Origin of the sequence: Streptomyces sp. NPDC006643, assembly GCF_042870175.1 — a bacterium.
In the GTDB taxonomy this organism is placed as follows: domain Bacteria; phylum Actinomycetota; class Actinomycetes; order Streptomycetales; family Streptomycetaceae; genus Streptomyces.
In genome coordinates this window covers 291701-309727 of the sequence record NZ_JBIAHA010000004.1, presented here as the reverse complement: position 1 = coordinate 309727, position 18027 = coordinate 291701, and the positions used below count along the sequence as shown (strand labels likewise).

Annotated in this window: 13 protein-coding genes; 3 read left to right on the top strand and 10 right to left on the bottom strand. The window is 72.5% G+C overall.

Annotation, left to right across the window (positions count from 1 at the left end; all coding sequences use genetic code 11):
- Nucleotides 1–125 precede the first annotated feature (125 nt).
- Nucleotides 126–617: a nuclear transport factor 2 family protein gene (locus tag ACFYNU_RS08140; RefSeq protein WP_356596847.1), complete on the top strand. Its 492-nt coding sequence runs from the start codon at nucleotides 126–128 to the stop codon at nucleotides 615–617.
- A 67-nt stretch (nucleotides 618–684) separates the two neighbouring features.
- Nucleotides 685–1632: an aminoglycoside phosphotransferase family protein gene (locus tag ACFYNU_RS08135; RefSeq protein WP_356596845.1), complete on the top strand. Its 948-nt coding sequence runs from the start codon at nucleotides 685–687 to the stop codon at nucleotides 1630–1632.
- Nucleotides 1633–1739: 107 nt separating this feature from the next.
- Here the strand turns inward: ACFYNU_RS08135 and ACFYNU_RS08130 are convergent, their stop codons facing one another.
- The 6 genes from ACFYNU_RS08130 to ACFYNU_RS08105 all read right to left on the bottom strand — a co-directional run bounded on the left by ACFYNU_RS08130 (nucleotide 1740) and on the right by ACFYNU_RS08105 (nucleotide 8006).
- Nucleotides 1740–3095 (bottom strand): M14 family metallopeptidase, encoded by a 1356-nt coding sequence (locus ACFYNU_RS08130; RefSeq protein ID WP_356596843.1) that lies wholly within the window; start codon nucleotides 3093–3095, stop codon nucleotides 1740–1742.
- Nucleotides 3096–3724: 629 nt separating this feature from the next.
- Nucleotides 3725–4642 carry an LLM class flavin-dependent oxidoreductase gene (locus ACFYNU_RS08125; RefSeq protein WP_356585151.1) on the bottom strand — a complete coding sequence of 306 codons (918 nt, stop codon included), beginning with the start codon at nucleotides 4640–4642 and terminating at the stop codon, nucleotides 3725–3727.
- 134 nt (nucleotides 4643–4776) lie between these two features.
- A complete protein-coding gene (locus ACFYNU_RS08120; RefSeq protein ID WP_356585150.1) occupies nucleotides 4777–5472 on the bottom strand; it encodes an HAD-IA family hydrolase in 696 nt (231 codons plus the stop codon).
- 19 nt (nucleotides 5473–5491) lie between these two features.
- Nucleotides 5492–6196, bottom strand: coding sequence for a phosphatase PAP2 family protein (locus ACFYNU_RS08115; protein ID WP_356585149.1), 705 nt, complete (start codon nucleotides 6194–6196; stop codon nucleotides 5492–5494).
- A 52-nt stretch (nucleotides 6197–6248) separates the two neighbouring features.
- Nucleotides 6249–7184 (bottom strand): M56 family metallopeptidase, encoded by a 936-nt coding sequence (locus tag ACFYNU_RS08110; protein ID WP_356585148.1) that lies wholly within the window; start codon nucleotides 7182–7184, stop codon nucleotides 6249–6251.
- 126 nt (nucleotides 7185–7310) lie between these two features.
- On the bottom strand, nucleotides 7311–8006 hold the full coding sequence (locus tag ACFYNU_RS08105; protein ID WP_356585147.1) for a DUF5134 domain-containing protein: 696 nt from the start codon (nucleotides 8004–8006) through the stop codon (nucleotides 7311–7313).
- A 360-nt stretch (nucleotides 8007–8366) separates the two neighbouring features.
- On the opposite strand from ACFYNU_RS08105, the gene ACFYNU_RS08100 reads away from it, so the two are divergent.
- Nucleotides 8367–9638 (top strand): glycoside hydrolase family 71/99-like protein, encoded by a 1272-nt coding sequence (locus ACFYNU_RS08100; protein WP_356585146.1) that lies wholly within the window; start codon nucleotides 8367–8369, stop codon nucleotides 9636–9638.
- A 95-nt stretch (nucleotides 9639–9733) separates the two neighbouring features.
- On the opposite strand, the gene ACFYNU_RS08095 is transcribed toward ACFYNU_RS08100, so the two are convergent.
- From ACFYNU_RS08095 to ACFYNU_RS08080, 4 genes are all read right to left on the bottom strand, one after another.
- The gene (locus tag ACFYNU_RS08095) at nucleotides 9734–12583 is read right to left on the bottom strand and encodes an ROK family protein (protein ID WP_356585145.1); all 2850 of its coding nucleotides are present in this window, start codon (nucleotides 12581–12583) and stop codon (nucleotides 9734–9736) included.
- Nucleotides 12576–15794 carry a glycoside hydrolase family 38 C-terminal domain-containing protein gene (locus tag ACFYNU_RS08090; protein ID WP_356585144.1) on the bottom strand — a complete coding sequence of 1073 codons (3219 nt, stop codon included), beginning with the start codon at nucleotides 15792–15794 and terminating at the stop codon, nucleotides 12576–12578. Before ACFYNU_RS08090 ends, ACFYNU_RS08095 begins: the two co-directional genes overlap by 8 nt.
- A 256-nt stretch (nucleotides 15795–16050) precedes the next feature.
- Nucleotides 16051–16743 carry a Gfo/Idh/MocA family oxidoreductase gene (locus tag ACFYNU_RS08085; RefSeq protein WP_356585143.1) on the bottom strand — a complete coding sequence of 231 codons (693 nt, stop codon included), beginning with the start codon at nucleotides 16741–16743 and terminating at the stop codon, nucleotides 16051–16053.
- Nucleotides 16740–18026, bottom strand: a complete 1287-nt coding sequence (locus ACFYNU_RS08080) for an enolase C-terminal domain-like protein (RefSeq protein ID WP_356585142.1) — start codon at nucleotides 18024–18026, stop codon at nucleotides 16740–16742. Before ACFYNU_RS08080 ends, ACFYNU_RS08085 begins: the two co-directional genes overlap by 4 nt.
- Nucleotide 18027: the final 1 nt, after the last annotated feature.

The window sequence follows — 18027 nt, the reverse complement described above, 5'->3', positions numbered from 1 at the left end:
ACGGTCGTCGATCAGCGGTATCCAGCGCGGTACAGGACGACCAGCGCGGTCAGGTGCGCGGTCCGGAGCGCCCAACGGGGTCAAAAGCGGTCGCCCTGCCTTGATCGTCCTGATACGACATGGGGATGGCTCCCGAAGGACTGGCTCCCCAAGAACTGGACCCCGCAGACCGGCTGTTCGCCGAGCGGGCGTGCGAACGTCTCATCGTCGAGTTCGTGCACAAGCTCGACCTCGGCGACCCGGGCGATGTGGCCGAGCTGTTCACCGACACCGGGTTCTGGGAGTGGGCGGAAGGCGACCGGCGGGTGCAGGGCCGTGACGCGCTTCGGTCGTATTTCGCCGGTCGGCCGGCCGACCGGCTCTCCCGCCGGATATGCGCGAACATCCTGGTCACCGTCACATCCGGGACAACGGCCACCGCGACGAGTTACTTCACGACGTACCGCGTCGACGGACATACCGGTGGCTTCGTGCCTCCGCGGGCGCCTACGCAGGTCGGCCACTACGAGGACACGTTCCTGAAGGTCGAGGGCCGTTGGCTTCTCGGTTCTCGTTCGCTGTATCTGGCCTTCGCCGGACCGACCGAGCGGCTTGAGGCCGCCGCAGCCGAGGAGTGACCGCGTCGGTGCGACCCGCAGGGAAAACGCGTTGCCCGGCCGAGTCGCCAAGGCCGATGATCGTCGGATGGTCCCCACGCTCGCGACCCCCTCCGACGGCACTCCTCCCGACGGCACTCCTCCCGACGGCCGCGCCGGTATCGACGCCGCGTTGGTGAAGCGGTTGATCGCCGCGCAGTTCCCCCGGTGGAGCGGGCTGTCCGTCACGCCCGTGGAGGTCGACGGATGGGACAACAGGACCTACCGGCTCGGCGACAGCATGACGGTCCGGCTGCCCACCGCCGCCGGCTATGTGCCCGCCGTCGCCAAGGAGAACCGGTGGCTGCCCCGGCTGGCGCCCGCGCTGCCCGTCGCCGTACCGGCCGTCCTCGGTGAGGGGGTCCCCGGGGAGGGATACGCCTTTCCGTGGTCGGTGCGAGGCTGGCTGCACGGCGGGACGGCGCGGCCCGAACGCATCGGGGACATGACCCAATTCGCCGTCGACGTGGCCGAGTTCCTGCTGGCCCTCCAGCGCTGCGACCCCACCGACGGGCCGGCCGCGGGCGAGCACAGCTTCTACCGTGGGGCGCCGCCCGCTCATTACGACGAGGAGACGCGCCGCTGTCTGGCCGCCCTGAAGGGCCGGGTGGACACCGACCGGGCCGCCGACGTGTGGGAAGCCGCGCTCGCCGCCGAGTGGCGAGGGGAGCCGGTGTGGTTCCACGGCGACATCGCCTCCGGCAATCTGCTGGTCGCGGACGGGAAGCTCAGCGCCGTCATCGACTTCGGGACGTCGGGGGTCGGCGACCCCGCCTGTGATCTGGTGATCGCGTGGGGGATGTTCGCGGGCGACAGCCGGGCGGCGTTCCGGCGGGCCGTCGGTCAGGACGACGGCGCCTGGGCGCGCGCCCGCGGCTGGGCGCTGTGGAAGTCGCTGCTGGTCCTGTCCGAGAACATCGACAGGGACGAGGAGCTGGCAGCCGTCAACCGGCGGGTGGTCGCCGAAGTCCTCGCGGATCACGACCGGTTCGGCTGAGACCCGTACGCGCGGCGACGACGTCCGCGACCCACCCGCACGCGCGGCGACGGCCGCGACCCACCCGAGGGCCGCGGCCGTCTGTCACTCGTCACGCGATCGTCGGCTCAGGCCGCGCAGTACTGCGACTCCTTGCCGATGGACCGGTACATGCAGTCGGCGTTCTCCAGCAGTTGGAGGACCGCGTCGCGGTTGCGGTTCGTCTCGCGCTCGATGACCTCGTCGGGCGGGTAGAAGCCCCCGCCGCCGGCGCTGCCGGGGTACATCTCGAAGGTGTACGCGAAGACCTTCTGGTTGCCCCACAGCCAGTCGTCGATCGAACCGTCCGTGATGTAGAGGTCGCTCGCCTGCTCCGCGGTGTAGCCGTTGCTCGCGGCCATCTTCCCGCCGACGGCGGCGAAGGCGTTCCGGTCGTCCAGCGTCATGCCGGGAGCGGTGTCGGCGTTCGTGTAGCCGTACGGCCACAGCACCAGCTCGCTGTACGTGTGGAAGTCGATGGCCGCCTTGAGCTGCTGCTTGCCGCCGACGACCCGGCTGCGCGCGAAGTCCGCGACCACCTTGACCTCGGGCGCGGACTCGGCGCGCGGGCCGCGGTACGTCTCCGAGCCGGGGGTGGTGGAGGAGCCGCCGCAGCAGCCCCACTGGAAGGCCCAGTTGCGGTTGAGGTCCGTACCGACCCTCGAAGAGCCGGAGTTGGGCTGCCGGTTCAGCCGCCAGCTGCGGTAGGAGCCGGTGGCGATGTCGTACTCGCCGCCGTCCGGGTTGACGTCGGGGACGATCCAGATCTCGCGGCTGTTCACGGCGTTGGTGACCCGTGAGTCGGTGCCGTAGTCGTCACCCAGTTCACGGATCAGATACAGCGCCATCTCGACGGTCAGGTGCTCCCGGGCGTGCTGGTGGTGCGTGAAAAGCACTTCGGGTTCGGCCTCGTCCGTCGCCACGTTGTCGCTGATCTTGACCGCGATGATGTCCCGGCCCTCGTAGCTCTTGCCGATGACACGCTTGCTGATCAGGTTCGGGTGGGCGGCGATCCGCTGGTTGATCTCGGCGTTCATCTCGGCGTAGTTGTGATAGCGCGAGTCGGCCGAGGGGAAGTCGAACGGTTCGACGGCCTTGCCGTTCGTCCTCGCCGGTGGGCCGGGCAGCACGTCGAGCTGATGGCCGAGCGCGCGCAGCCGCTTCGCCTGGGAGTCGGTGGCGCTGACGACGGTCGAGCCCGCGTCCGCCTCGTCCACCGAAACCCCGGTGGCGGCGAGGGCGGTACGGGCACCGGCGTCGGTCGCGCCGGGGATCTCGTACTGCCGGATCCGCTCCTCGGCGGTGCCGGGCGCGGGCGCGGCCTTCGAGGTGGGTGGCGGGGACGGGGGCGCGGCCTCCGCCGTGAACGGGACGGCCACGGCGAGCGCCAGCATGACTGCGAGGGCGGCTGCCTTCGATCTGTTCTCGCGTATGCGAAGTCGCATGTTGTCTCCTGGATGGGGAGCGGTGTGGGGGGTTCAGCCGCGCCAGGGTGAGTGGGCGGCCAGATCCTGTTCACCGGACAGGACCTGGTTGTTCGCGCACATCGTGGCGGCGTGGCATGGCCCGGTCAAGTGACCAACTTCGGCCATCCGCACCACGGTCGGGGCCCTGGGGCGTGTCCGCAAAGTCGCGTCTGGCCCGCGACGCCTGGCACGGCACCTCCCCCCCGTGGGCCCCAGGGGGCCACGGGAGGTGCCCCCGGTGTCGGAGTCGGCCGAGTACGCCCGGTACGAGGCCGATCCTCCGCCTTGCGACGCACCGCACCAGCCGCCGCGGGCCCCGCCCCGCGGGCGGACGACGCTACTTCCCGGACCCGCCCTGGGGGGTGTCTTGTCGATCTTTCCGGGCTCGCGGTCCCTGGCACGCGCACTCTCCCCCGTAGCCCGAGGGGGGCACGGGAGGTGCCCCCCTCCGTTGTCGTCGGTCGCCAACGCTTCGCGTTGTCTCCCTCCTCCGCCTTGCGATCGCACGCACCAACGTGACATCAGCCGCTGCGCGGCGCGCGCTCACGATCCGGCCTGATCGACAAGACACCCCTCGCCCCGGCATCGGCATACCGGCTCCCGACAGCTCAGCCGTTCAGCAGCGTGGCCGTCCGCGCCAGCAGCTCATGGCCCGTACGCCAGTCCGCCGCCGAACCGCCGCTCAGCACGATCCGGTCGACGCCGGCCTCGACGTACGCGGCCAGCCGCTCCGCGGCCTCCTCGGGCGTGCCCACGATCCCGACATCCGCGGCGTGGGCCGGATCGACCTCGTAGCCCTCGACGACCATCCGGACCAGGGCTTCCCGGGCGGCGGCCACCTTCGCGGCGGGGACGTCGAGTTGGATCGGTACGGCCACGGTGACAGGCGGGACCGGACGGCCCGCCTCGTCGGCGTACCGCCGCAACCGCTGTACCCCGTCGGCGATCTGGGCCGGTGAGACGACCGCGGGGAACCATCCCGCGCCGAACGCGACCGCCCGTCGCAGCACCGCTTCGTCCGAACCACCGGCGACCAGCAGCGGCGGCGGGGACGTGGCGGGTGCGAGCGTGATCCCGGCACCCTCGGGGGTGACCCGGGTCGGCTCACCCCCGACCAGCCGCGGCAGCAGCCGCAGCGCCTCCTCCGTACGGGCCTCGGCGTCCTCGCGCCGTACGCCCAGCGCGTCCCACGCGGGCGCGTCACGCAGCCCGCCGTGCCAGCGCTCCCACGAGCCCCGGCCGTCCCCGACACCCACCAGCAGCCGCCCCCGCGACACGTACTGGAGCGAGGCCAGCTCCTTCGCGAGCAGCGGGAGCGGGCGTACGGCGGCGAGCAGTACGCCGTACCCGACGCGCACCCGCTCCGTGACGGCAGCCGCCGTCGCCAGCACCACCTCCGGGGCGAGTGTCGCGTACCGCCCCGCGAGATGGTCCCAGAACCAGACCGATTCGAAGCCCAGGCGCTCGGCGTCGCGCGAGCTCTCCGTGATCTCGTCGGTCCCGAGATAGATGCCGATGTCAGTCATGTCCGCCGTCCTTGGTCCGTGGCCGCTGTCGCGTCGACCACGAGCCAACAACGTCAACTTCGCTTGAGGTCAACGTCCGCCGGAGGCAAGCATCCGCCGGGGGACACAGCCGCGAGGACCGGGCGGGGGCTCCCTCAGCGGGTGAGGGCGAGGACCGGGCGCAGCCCCGCCGGGCGTTCCTCCACCGGCAGATGGTCCACGAAGTGGACGGCGCAGCCCAGTTCGGCCGCGCCGCCGTCCGCCGTCCGGTCGTCGCCGACCATCAGCACATCGAGCGGATCCTGTCCGACGGCCTCGCAGGCCGCGCGGAAGAGCCGTGGATCCGGTTTCTGGATGCCGTGCTCGTACGACAGCACATAGGCGTCCACGAAGTCGTCCAGGCCGTGCGCGCGGAAGACCGGACGCAGATCCCAGCCGATGTTGCTGATCACTCCGACACCGATGCCCTCGCGCTTCAGAGTGCCGAGCACCTCGGCCGTGTCGGCGTACGGCCGCCAGGCGTCCGGCGTGCGATGACGTTCGTAGAGCGCGTCGTACAGCCGGGGATCGGGGAGCGCGACCTGCCGGGCGAGGCCGGTGTACGCGGCCCTGTGCCGCTCCGCGCTCTCGTCCCGCGTGGCCCACAGCCCGGCCAGGTCCGGCGGGAGCTGCTGCGGCGTCGGGCCGCCGGGCAGGGCGCCCGCGACGGCCAATTGGACCGCGTACCGCCGGACCTCCTCGGGCGGCACCGGCACACTCAACTCGTCGAGGACGGCCCGGAGCCAGGAACCGGCCGATTCGATACGGAACAGAGTCCCTGAGAAGTCGAAAAGCACACCCTTGATCTTCATGGCCCCGATCCTTGCCGGGTCACCGCCACCGGGACAAGGCCCGTCCTTCGTACGTGGCGATCGACAGGGCCACAAGACACGTTCCGAACAGCCAGCCGGCCAGCACGTCCGAACTCCAGTGCACCCCCAGCCAGAGGCGGGTGAACCCGACGCCGATCACCGAGACGATCCCCACCACCAGCAGGACCCGCCACAGCACACCGCTCACCCCGTACCGTCGCAGCACCCACAGGAGCATGCCGATGGTGACGGTCGCGGTCATCGCGTGGCCCGAGGGGAAGGCCGCGTAGTGCGCCGAGTCGACCGGGTCCGGCCAGCTGGGGCGCTGGCGCCCGACGGCGGACTTCACACCCTGCGAGATCAGGGCGCCCACCAGGCTCGTCAGGGCGACCCAGCAGGCGAGGAGGCGTGAGCGGCGGAACCAGAGGACGAAGAAGGCGACCGCCGTCAGCAGACGCATCGTCCAGGGATCCCACACCCAGTCGGTGAGAATCCGGTTCGCGTGGGTGAGACCCGTGTCGGCGACCGCCTGCCGGTGCAGATCGACGGCGATGCTCCGGTCCAAGGAGAGCAGCGGACCCCACTTGGCGGCGACGAGCGCCAGCAGCACCAGGGAGGCCACACCCAGCGCGACACCGACGCGGGCCGGTGTCACGGCTCCCGGTGGCGTCGACGGCGACGGTGTGGCCGGCGGTGACGGCGGGGGGACCGCGGGGGATTGCATGCGCTGATCCTTAACGTCGAAGGGCCCACAACTGTCGAAGAGCCCCGCAAAGTTAACCCAGCGTACGTAGCGCCGGGATGAAGGCCACCACCAGCGGCACGGCAGGCACCAGCGCCGCCGCGGCCGTCAGCCGCAGCCGGCGGCCGGCCGTGAGCCGGGGGAGCGGCGTCAGCAGCCGGTCGACCCGGCGCGGCAGCTCTCCGTCGGGGGTCGGGCAGGGCCCGAACACCCCCCGGTCCTCGTTCAGTTCGACCAGGGCGAGCGCGATCGTCAGCCGGCCGAAGCGGCGCGAGGCGACATCGTCGGCGGCCAGCTCGACCAGGCGGTGCATCTCGCCCTGGAACGCGGCGAAGACCGGCACCTGCGGGAAACCGTTGGCCAGCGCCGACGAGCAGTGCAGCAGCCAGTCGTGCCGTGCGCGGGCGTGGCCCTGCTCATGGGCCAGTACGGCATCGAGCTGGCGGCCCTTGAGCCGCCGCAGGGCGGCCGTGGTGATGACGAGTTGCGGTGCGGCCCCCGGCAGCCACCAGGCGCCCGGACGCTCGCCCTCCAGGACGACCAGCGGGCCGCCGCCGGACTCCTCGCCGGGCAACAGCGGGGAACGGACGAGCAGTTCACGGCGGCGCTGCTTGCGGCGGGTGTGCGCCCGATGGATCTCACGGGTGAGCATCGCGCCCGTCCACACACCGCCGGCCGCCAGGATCACGGCCAGCACCGCCGACCACGGGCGGTGCGCGCCGAGCGCGTACGCCTCGACGACCCCGCTCGGTGCGGGGGCGAAGACATGTCCTCGGACGGCCACCCAGGCCGCCGCCGCGCTGAACGTCATGGCGAGGGCGAAGCACAGCAGTACGGCGGCCACCACGCACTGCCACACCCAGAGCGCCACCACGGGCTCGCGCTCGGGCCATTCGGCGCGGGCCAGCAGCCGCGGGGCGGCCACGGCGGCCAGCGCGGCGAGCGTCAGCAGCACGAGGGAGACCATCATGGTCGTCAGTTTATGAGGGCCGGGCCGTGCGGAGGGTGGGCCGCGGGCGCCAAGTGACGCAGGACACGGTCGTCGGACGTGCCGGATGTTTCCGGTAGGTCGGGATATGTCCCTATATGCGGTGCGTCAGAGCGTGAGCAGCATCGCCAGCATCGCGATGCCCATCGAAAGCCGGCAGGCCAGGGCCATCTCGGGCCGGGGCTCCCCGGCGTCGACGTCCGGCGCCACCACCGGCGCCACCTCCGTCACCGTCCCCGCCGCACCCGCTGCCCCCGCGGCGGGGATGCCCGTGCCCACGATCGCCGTGCCCGTGAGTCCTGGGCCCCCTTCGTCCTCCGGCGCCGTCACGGTCTGCAACGGGAGCAGCCGCGCGCCCGTCCAGAGCACGAACCCCGCGTAGTAGATCAGCAGCACACCCGTGGCCAGCGGTGTCCCGCCCGCGTCCCCCGTGCCGTGTGCGCCGTGCGCGGCGCCCGGGAGCAGGGCCATCGCCACCGACATGTAGACCATGGCGAGCATGCCCACGAGATGGTGCAGATGGTGCGACGACCTGCGGGCCGGGCCCAGGGTGCGCAGCGCCGCGACCCCGAACACCGCCGCGTACAACAGCCAGACCCAGCGCGGCGGTGTGACCACCGCGGCGGGCACGGCCATCGCCGCCATCCCGAATCCCATCAGGGCCTCGCCGCCGGCCGTGCCGCGTCCCGTGCCCGGGGCGCCGCGCAGCCGCAGCAGACAGTAGGTCCCGGCCGCCGCGCAGAGCGCCACGACCAGCCAGCCGGCAGTCGCCGGTCCGTGCACCGCACACCTCCGCCTCGCCATGCTCCAACGATGTCCACACAAACGGTGTCAACGGTGAAATGCCCCTGCCGTTCGAGGCGCATACGAGCGCAGGGAGACACGGGGGGAGCACACCGGGGGGACGCGGCCCCCGATCACGGGGTGTGGAAACCGCGTGCTTTTCGCATTCCGCTGGAAACGGAAAACGTAAAGAAAATAGGCTGACACATTCTCCGGATTGGTCTGGACAAAGCTGCTGCGCGGGCCTTGTGGTGCCCGTCCGGAGGCGGTTACTTTTCGATGGTGCGCCACGGAGGCGGGCGGGCTGCCGCCGCCTGAAATTCCCCCCACCCCCGTGGATCCGCGTATTTCAGGCAGATTTCTAGTGGGAGGAAATACTCCGTGAGTATTTCAAGACGTGCCGTGATCGCGTCGGCGCTGGCCGGCACAGCAGCCGCCGGTGGTGTCCTCGGCAGCCAGCAGGCGGGCGCCGCCCCCGCCCCGCGAGCGAGGGCTGGGGTGGCACCGGCCGCGAGTCCCCCCGGCGATGTGGTCGGCAAGATCAGCGTCGGGTATCAGGGCTGGTTCGCCGCCAAGGGCGACGGCTCCCCGATCGACCGGTGGTGGCACTGGAGCCAGGACTCCGGCCAGCCGCCGTCACTCACCAATAACACCATCAAGTCGTGGCCGGATATGCGCGAGTACACGCGTTCATTCCCCACCGCGTATCCGAATCTGAACAATGGCCAGCCGGCCTCGCTGTTCTCCTCGCACGACCAGCAGACCGTCGACACCCACTTCCGGTGGATGCGCGAGAACAACTGCGACACCGCCGCGCTCCAGCGCTTCAACCCCGTGGGCGGCGAGGGCCCGATGCGGGACGCGATGGCGGTCAAGGTGCGCCGGTCGGCCGAGGCCAACGGCCGGAAGTTCTACATCATGTACGACGTCACCGACTGGCGCGCCATGCAGTCCGAGATCAAGGCGGACTGGACGAACAAGATGAAGGCGTACACGTCTTCGAGCATGTACGCCAGGCAGAACGGCAAGCCGGTCGTCTGCATCTGGGGCTTCGGCTTCGCCGACGACAAGCGCCCGTTCGCGCCCCCGGAGTGCCTGGACGTCATCAACTGGTTCAAGGGCCAGGGCTGTTACGTCATCGGCGGGGTGCCCACCCACTGGCGCAACGGCAACAGCGACTCCAGGCCCGGCTTCTCCGGCGTCTACCACGCGTTCAACATGATCTCGCCGTGGATGGTCGGGCGGATGGGCAACGTCGCCCAGGCCGACCAGTTCTACCGGGACGTCAACACCCCCGACAAGGCGGACTGTGACGCCAGCGGGATCGACTACCAGCCCTGTGTGATGCCGGGAGACCTCCAGTCCAGGCATCGCGCGCACGGCGACTTCATGTGGCGGCAGTTCTACAACATGTGCCGGCTCAACGTCGCGGGGATCTACATCTCCATGTTCGACGAGTACAACGAGGGCAACCAGATCGCCAAGACCGCGGAGAACGGCTCCCAGGTGCCGTCCGGCTCCGGCATCTGGGCGCTCGACGAGGACGGCACGGCCTGCTCGTCGGACTACTACCTGCGGCTCACCGGTGACGGTGGGCGGATGCTGAAGAAGCAGATCGGGCTGACCGCGACGCGGCCGACGCCGCCGAGGTGACTCGTTCCGCCATGAAGGACGCGCGGGCCGTACGGGATCTCCCGGCGGCCCGCGCGTTCGTCGGCCCGGGTTCCGCACGGCGGGCCGGGGGCGGATCAGCCGGTGGGCAGATGCCGCGCCCGTGTCTCCCGGCCCCGCAGCCTCGGCGTGAACGTCGCGTGGAAGATCGTGGAAGCGGCCCCGACGGCGGCGGCCCCCGCGCTCAGCACGGACGGCTCCACCTCGACCCGGCGCAGCCGCCGGGCGGTCGGGAACTCGTTGACCGTACGGGCGATCTCGGCCAGATAGAAGTCCGCGACGTCGTCCGTGAAGAACGGCCCGCCGAGGACGATCAGATCGATGTCCAGCAGATCGATCAGCCCCAGCGCGCCCCGCCCGACCGCCTGGGCCACCTCGCGTACGGCCGCTGCCGCCGCCCGGTCGCCCGCTGCCGCAGCCCGGCCCACCGCCAGATACGCGGCGGTGCTCCCGCTCGTCGTGGCCGCCGGGCGCAGACCGCCGCGCGCGGCAAGGTCGGGTACCGACACCGGCGGATTGCACTCGGGCAGGATCTCGGGCCGGCCGTCCTTGTCGACCCGCCCCAGCGCGATGGCGCAGAGCTGCCCGAACTCGCCCGCGTTCGCGCTGACGCCCCGGTAGATGTCGCCGTTCAGATAGAGGCCGGTGCCCACGCCCGTACCGAGATAGAGATACGCGAAGTCCCTGGCCCGCCGGTCACGGCCGATCCAGCGCTCGCCGGCCGCCGCGGCGGTGGAGTCCTTCTCCATGATGACCGGGCACGGGAAGTGGTCCTTGAGGAGATACAGCAGCGGAAGGTCGCCCCAGGCCGACATCAGGGGCGGTCCCAGCACGGTCCCGGACGCGATGTCCACCGGCCCCGGCACCGCGACGCCAATGCCGAGGAACCCCTCGGGCCGTACGGCTCCGCCCGCCTCGGCCAGCGTCTCGCGCCCCAGCGCGGCCACCCGCTCCACGAACTCCGCCGGGTCGGTGTCCGCGCTGACGGACCGCGTACGGGTGCAGACGATCGCGCCGTCGAGATCGATCACGACGGCCGTGAGCAGTTCGGGATCGATATGGATCCCCAGCGCGTGCGCGGCGGCGCCGCGCAGTCGTACCGGCGTACGCGGCTTGCCCGAGGTGGCGCGCAGCTGCGCGTCCTCGATCAGGATGCCCCGGTCGAGCAGCGACCGGGCGATGCGGGACACCGACTGCTGGGTGAGCCCGGTGCGATGGGCGATCTCGCCGCGTGTGATGGTGCCGGAGAGCCGGACGGTCTCGATGACGACGCACTCGTTGAACGACCCCAGGTCGATCTGGTTGACGCCGCTCCAGGAGTGCCCGCGCCCGGAACTGTCCTTCGCGCTCTCGCCCCCGAGATGGCCCGCGACGTTCTCCCGCAGCCAGCGCACGGTGTGCTGCGGGTCGTCGGGGCGCCCCGCCGCGTACCGCTCCAACTCGGCGGCCAAATCGAGATAGACGCGCCGTGACGACTCCGGATGGCTGGTGCTGTCGAGGGCGATCATGGCCCGGAGGAAGGTGCGCCAGGTGGAGCGCGCGGGGATGTGATGGCACGTCACCGTGCCGATGGAGCTGGGTGGTTGGGGGCTCTCGGCGGCCGGTGCAGGGGCGCTGCCGGGCGCGTCGTCCCACAACGTGACGGCGTGCAGGGCGAGATCGGGATGCCGCCGGCTGGCCTGCGCGAGATACCCGGCCAACGCCCGGTCGGACGCGACGACATCCGCGCGGCGGGGGGAGCCCGGGTCGGCGGCCGGGTTCCTTGCGGCGGCGGCGCCGCCCACCGGACCGGGGCGGCCGGCGGCTGCCGGGCCCTGCGCGAGGCCGGCGCCGGAGGCGGCCGGGCGGGGTCCGCCGGGCGCGGCTCCCGCCGGGTCGGCGGTCGAGTCAGCGCCGGTGCCGGTGCGTGCTTGTGCGTCGGGGATGGCGGTGGTGCTTATGCCCGCTCCGTGGGCCGGGTTGTCGTGTGGGCCGAGTGGTACGGCGCCAACGCCGGAGCCTGCCGTCGGCCTCTGCTCGGGGTCGGCGTCGATGGCGCTGTTCGTGCCGGTCCGGTGCGCCGGGTTGTCGTGTGGGCCGAGGGATACGGCTCCGACGCCCGGATCCGCCGCCGACTCCTGCCCGGGGGCGGCGTCGAAGGTGCCGTTCGTGCCGGTCCGGTGCGCCGGGTTGCGGTGTGGGCCGACGGGCCCGGCCGCGTCGTCCGCGTCGTCCGCCCCGCCGTGCTCGGTGCCCGCGTCGGGCCGGGGGCCCGACTCAGGAGGGCGGCCCGTGCCCGCGCCCGGCCCGGGGGACCGGGCCTCGGTCGGGTCCGGGGCTCGGCGGCGGGTCGATGACAGGGCCGCGTCCAGGGAGCGGTCGAGGCCCGCCAGGACGTCCGCGCCTATCACCGTGCCGGACGTCGCCGGGGGGCTCGGGACCAGGCGGGTGCCGGCCAGGAGGACGCCGCGCAGGCCGTCCACGTACAGGCCCATCACCCACACATCGGCCCCCGGCAGCGGCGGGCGGGTCGGGACCGACGGGGACACCGGCTCGTCGGGGACCAGCCGCCAGCGGCGGCGGATACCGGCGACCGTGGCGTGCGAGAGGCCCAACTCCCTTGCCACCGCCCGCGACGCGCCGCTGCCGCCGGGGGCGAGCAGCGTGCGCGTGACGACCTCGGCCTCGTCGACCGTCGCCGGTCTGCCGGTGCGCGGCCGGTGTTCGAGCCCGCCGATGCCCGCGCTCGTCCAGCGCTGCCGCCAACTGCCCACGGTCTGCCGCGACACCCCGAGCCGGCGCGAGATCTCCGCGTCCCGCAGCCCGTCGGCCGCCAGCAGCACGACACCCGCGCGGGTGGCCAGCGCGCCGCCCTCGTCGACCCAGCGGCGCAGCACGGCGCGGAGTTCGGGGGAGAGCGATCCGTCGCCCGGCCGGGTGTCAGACACCCGGGACCCCTTTCGCGCCTGAACCACGGACCAGCCGCAGCGTCAGGATCTGGAAGGGCCGCAGCGTCAGCGCGACCGACCGGCCGGTGTGCGCGTGGACGGCGAGCGTGTCCTCCAGAAGGTCCGTCTCGCGCACGGCGGTGACGGGAAAGCCGGCGGTCAGTGTCGTACGGGCCCGGCCGCCCCGCGACTCGTACAGCCGTACCACCACATCGCCCGACCGGTCGTCGGCGAGCTTCACCGCCTCGACGACCACGTCCGGACCGTCCACGCCCACCAGCGGCTCCACCGGCCCGGCCGCCGGCCCCGCGCGCAGCGGCAGGTTCAGGGCGTACCCCTCCGAGATCGCGTCGGCGACATCGGCGCCGGGGCGCAGCGTGTGCCGGAAGTGCTGGGGCCCGCGGTCGGCGTGCGGATCCGGGCTGTGCGCGGCACGGAGCAGTGAGAGACGTACGAGCGTGGTGGTTCCGGAGTCCGCGCGGGTGTGGCGCGAGACGTCGTAGCCGTACGTCGCGTCCGAGGCGAGCGCCACGCCCCAGCCGTGCTCGCCGACGTGGATCCAGCGGTGTGCCCACTGCTCGTAACGGGCCGCGTCCCAGCTGGTGTTCTCGTGCGTGGGGCGCTCGGCGTGGCCGTACTGGATCTCGCCGCGGCTGTTCTCGGCGTGTACGTCGAGCGGCCAGGCCGACTTGAGGAACGTGTCCTGCTCGCGCCAGTCGACGTCGGTGTCGATGCCCAGCGCGCGGCTGCCCGCCGTCAGTGTCAGCCGCTGCGTGATGGTGGATCTGCCGGTGCCGCGCTCCACCCGTATCCGCGCCAACAGCGGCCCGTTGTCGGTGACTTCGACCGACGACGCGACGTCGAGATCGCGATGCGTGGCACGGTGGGCGTCGTGGTGGGTGTCGCGGCGCGGCGCGTCGAGGCCCGTCGCGCTCCACAACGCCGGGTCGTCCCGGTGCAGTTGGAGCAGATTGCCCGCCCCGCCGGGGGCGATGGCCTCTCGGTCCGCCGTCAGGTCGAGCGCGGAGCGCACGAGCCCCGCCGAGTCGACGTGGATCCGCAGCAGCCCGTTGTCCAGCAGATATCCGCCGCCGCGTGCGGGATCGGCGGCGGCGACCGTCACCGGCGCCGTGCCGTCGAGCGGCAGTCCGGCCGTGCCCCGGCCGAGCGCGGGAGCCTCGGCCAGGACGGCGAGCCGTCCGCCGGACAGCGGCTGGCCCGCGTCCACCGCGTCGGCTCCGGTCAGCCGGTCCTGGTCGAGGACGACCACTTCGCGGCGGGCGCGCGGCCCGGCGTTGAGGACCGTCGCCCCGTCCGGTCCGCCCGCGGCCCGCCGGATCAGGCTCTCCAGCCTGCGGTGGATCGCGCGGTACGTCTGCTCGGCCTCCTCGTGCACCCAGGCGATGGCGCCGCCCGCCAGGATGTCCCGGCTCTGGTGCAGCAGGACGCGCTTCCACAGGGCGTCCAGTTCCTCGTACGGGTAGGGCACCCCGTCCCGTACGGCCGCCGTCGCCGACCACAACTCGGCCTCCCGCAGCAGGGATTCACTCCGCCGGTTGCCGCGCTTCGTACGGGCCTGGCTGGTGTACGAGCCGTGGTGCGTCTGCGCGTACAGCTCACCGCGCCATACCGGGGCGTGCGGGTACTCGTCGAGCGCGTCCCGGAAGAAGTGCGCGGGGTGCTGGATCTCGACCCGGGGCGAACCCTCCAGGTCGGCCAGCCTGCGGGCGCGTTCCAGCGTCTCGCGGGTTGGTCCCGCGCCGTCCTGGTCCGCGCCGTCCTCGTTCTCGCCGCCGTGATCCGCGCCGTACCGGTCCGGACCGGCGGCGTCCGGCGGCTCATGGCCGAACGGCGTCAGCGAGCGGCTGCCGCCGCCCTTGTCCGCGTACGCCGCGACCGTGTCCGCCAACTCGGGCCCCGTGAGCGCCGCTTGGCGCGGACCGGCGGGCGGGCAGTGCGTGAAGATCCGGCTGCCGTCGGGGCCCTCCCACCAGAACGTGTGGTGCGGAGAGGAGTTGGCGTCGTCGGCGGTGGGCGTATGGCCGAGGAGCCAGCGCGCTCCGGCCAGCACGGCGAGTTGGGGCAGGGCGGCGCTCATACCGCCGGGGCCGGGCAGCCAGACGCCGTCGGAGTCCACGCCCAGCTCTTCCCGGTAGAAACGCCGTCCGAGCGTGAACTGCCGTGCCAGCGACTCCCCGCCGGGCAGCCGCGCGTCGGGCTCCACCCACATGCCGCCCACCGGCACCCAGTTGCCCCGCGCGACCGCCTTGCGTATTCGCTCGAAGACATGCGGGTGCTGGTCCTTCATCCAGGCGTGCCGCTGCGCCTCGGGCGCGGCGAACACCAGCTCCGGATACTCCTCGGTGAGCGCGGCCATGCTGCTGAACGCGCGGGCACTCGCGCGGACGCTCTCGCGCATCGGCCGCAGCCGGGCGGATCCGGAGCGCGCGTGCCCGACGGCGGCGACGGTGTGCGCGGACTCATACGCCCGGCGGGCCAGCACCGGCGCGAGAACGCCCCGCGCGCCGGCGGCCGTCCCCGGGATGTCACGGGGGTCGACGGCGTCGACGGCCCGGTCCAGCGCCCGCAGGATCTCGTGGCGGCGCGGCAGTTCGAGGGGCAGCGCGCGCATCAAGCTGTACAGGACATCGATGTCATGGATGAGCTGCCAGATGTTCTCGTCGCGTACGGCGAGATCCGCGCGGAGCAGCTGGTGAAGGGGTTCGTCGCCGGCCGTGACCGGGTCGCCGAAGTGGGCCCCGGCGCCGGTGGCCGCGTCGATCGCCGGATTGGCCGCGGCCTCGACGAGCAGCCGTACGGGCTCACCGCCCCGCGCGTGCGGCGCGACGGGCACGGCCTTGTCGTGCGGGAGCAGACCCTGGAGCGGGGTGCCGTGTTCGTCGTGGACCAGCCCCTCGGCCCGGCCGCCGCCGAGATCGACGACCGCCTCAACCCGGCGGCCGGCCCAGCGCTCGGGCACATCGGCCGTGAGGCGGAACCAGCTCGTCGACCAGGGGCCGCCACCCCATGTCTCGCCGACGACGAACGGTGTGTACCCGGCACGCAGCGCCACGTCGACGGGCACCGGCTCGCCCGGAATGTGCCAGGCTCCGACCTCCATCGGGAGCCGCGCGGTGTACAGCGCGGGGCGCAGCCGATGATCGAGGAAATGGGCTATTCGCGCCTCTCCGGACTTCCTTCGGTCATGCATGGGCGGCCCTTCCTGTCCTGCCGGTAACCGCCATGTAAAACCAAGAGTGTTATCAAGTCAACGCCTGTCCCGATTACTTCTGAGTTCCTGGTGGTAGGGGCTCTGCGATTGAATTGTCAGTCGAATTCCCGCCCGGAAAGTTCTCCTCCTGGACATTAATTGCCCTGACGAATCGGTGAGTGAAGAACGGCAGGAAGGCCGCCGCCTTCCTGCCGTTCGCATGGGGGGTGGGGGCGGTCGTGGCCCCGCGCCGTGGTTACGTGCGTACGGCCTCCGGCCTCGCGCGATCGCCGCGCACCGGCAGCCAGACACCGTCGCGCGCCGCGTCGAACAGCGTCAGCATGACGTCCAGCGCATGGCGGGCGAGCTCGTCCGGCGCCCGATGCGGCTGGTCCGCCCGATGCGGCCGGTCCACCAGGTCCTCAGCGAGCGCGGTTTCCGGAAGCGGCTCCCACTCGCCGTCCGCCCGGTGCAGTGCCACCGGCCCGTCGCCGCCGTCAAGGCCGGGCAGGGAGAGCGAGCCCTCGGTGCCGTGGACCTCGATGCGCGGCAGCCCCGCCGTGCGGCTGCCGGAGCGGATGACGAGCGTGGTCAGCGGGCCGTCGGTGTGTTCCAGAACTCCGGTGACCTGGGTGTCCGGCTCGGTCTCGAAACCCTCCTCGGCCCCCGGCGCGCCGTCGGCGGTCCGCTCGGCGCGCGGCCCGGAGGTGGCTCCGGTGACCCGGCTGACCGGTCCGAGCAGATGGACGAGCGCGCGGAGGCAGACAGGGCCTAGGTCGAGCAGTGACCCGGCGCCGGGCCGGTGATTCAACTCGGAGGCGGGATAGGGGTGTTCGAGCCCGGAGGCCGTGATGAACGCGGCGGCGGCGACCGGGGCGCCGATGAGCCCGTCGTCCACCGCCCCGCGCGCGCTCCGCACGCCCGCGCCCAGTGACGTGGGTGGTGTCATGGCCGCTGCACGCTCCCGTCCGTGTTGCGCAGCAGGGCCCAGCGGTCGTGTTCCAGCGGCTCCGGCACCGGATGTCTGCGCGCCGCGGCCTCGTCGAAGTCGACACCGTGGCCGGGGGTCTCGTGCGGGGACAGCGCGCCGTCGTGCGCGACGACCGTACCGGGGAAGACGTCGAGCACGGCGGGCTTGAAGACGGCGGCCTCCTGCACACCGAAGGCGTGGCTGCTGATGTTCATGGCGAGCGTGGCGGCCTGGGCGACGGGGCTGACGTCGGCGGGACCGTGCGGCGCGAGCCGTACGCCGCGCAACTCGCAGTAGGCGGCGAGTTTGCGGGCCGGCGTGAGACCGCCGAGGGTCGGGACCCGGATCCGGGCGAAGTCGATGGCGGGGCCGTCGAGCAGCGGCAGGAACTGGCCGACGTCGTGGAAGAGTTCACCGACGGCGAGCGGTACGGGGGAGGAGGCACGCAGCGCCGCGAAGTGGCGCGCGTCCTCCGGGGCGAGCAGATCCTCCACGAAGTACAGTCCGGCGTCCTCGACCCGGCGCAGGAAGTCCCGCGCCTGCCGGGGGTCGAGCCGCTCGTGCGCGTCGTGCAGCAACTCGACCTCGTCGCCCACCCGGTCGCGTACGGCCGTCAGGACGCGCGGCACGGTGCGTACGTACGCGGCGGAGTCCCACGGCACCGAGCGGGTGCGCAGCGCGTGGGCGTCGGTCGCGGACGTGGCCGCGGTGCCGTAGGTGTCGGAGCCCGGCACGGACGCCTGGACACGGACATGGCGGTAGCCGCGCTCGCGCGCCGCCACGACCTTGTCGCTGATCTCGTCGGCGTCGGCGCCGCTGACATGGGTGTACGCCTCGGCGTGGGTACGGACCCGGCCGCCGAACAGCGAGTAGAGCGGTGCGCCGAGGCGCTTGGCCTTGAGGTCCCACAGGGCGACGTCGATCCCGCCGAGCGCGTTGCCGGTGACCGAACCGCCCCGCCAGTAGGCGCTGTTGAGCAGCAGCCGGTGGATGTCGTCGATGTCGTCGGGGTCGCGTCCGACGAGCATCGGGGCGAGATAGTCGTCCAGCACGGACCGTACGGCGAGGGTGCGCTGCGGGTCGCTGGCGCAGCCGAGGCCGTAGAGCCCCGGTTCGTTGGTCTCGACGCGGACCACGAGATGGGGGCAGCCGTGCGGGGCGGTGAGGAAGGTGGAGACGGCCGTGATGCGGATCTTCGCACCGCGTTCCTCGACCCACGGAGCGGGGGCGAGGATGTCGGAGCGGGCATCAGGCTGAGCCATT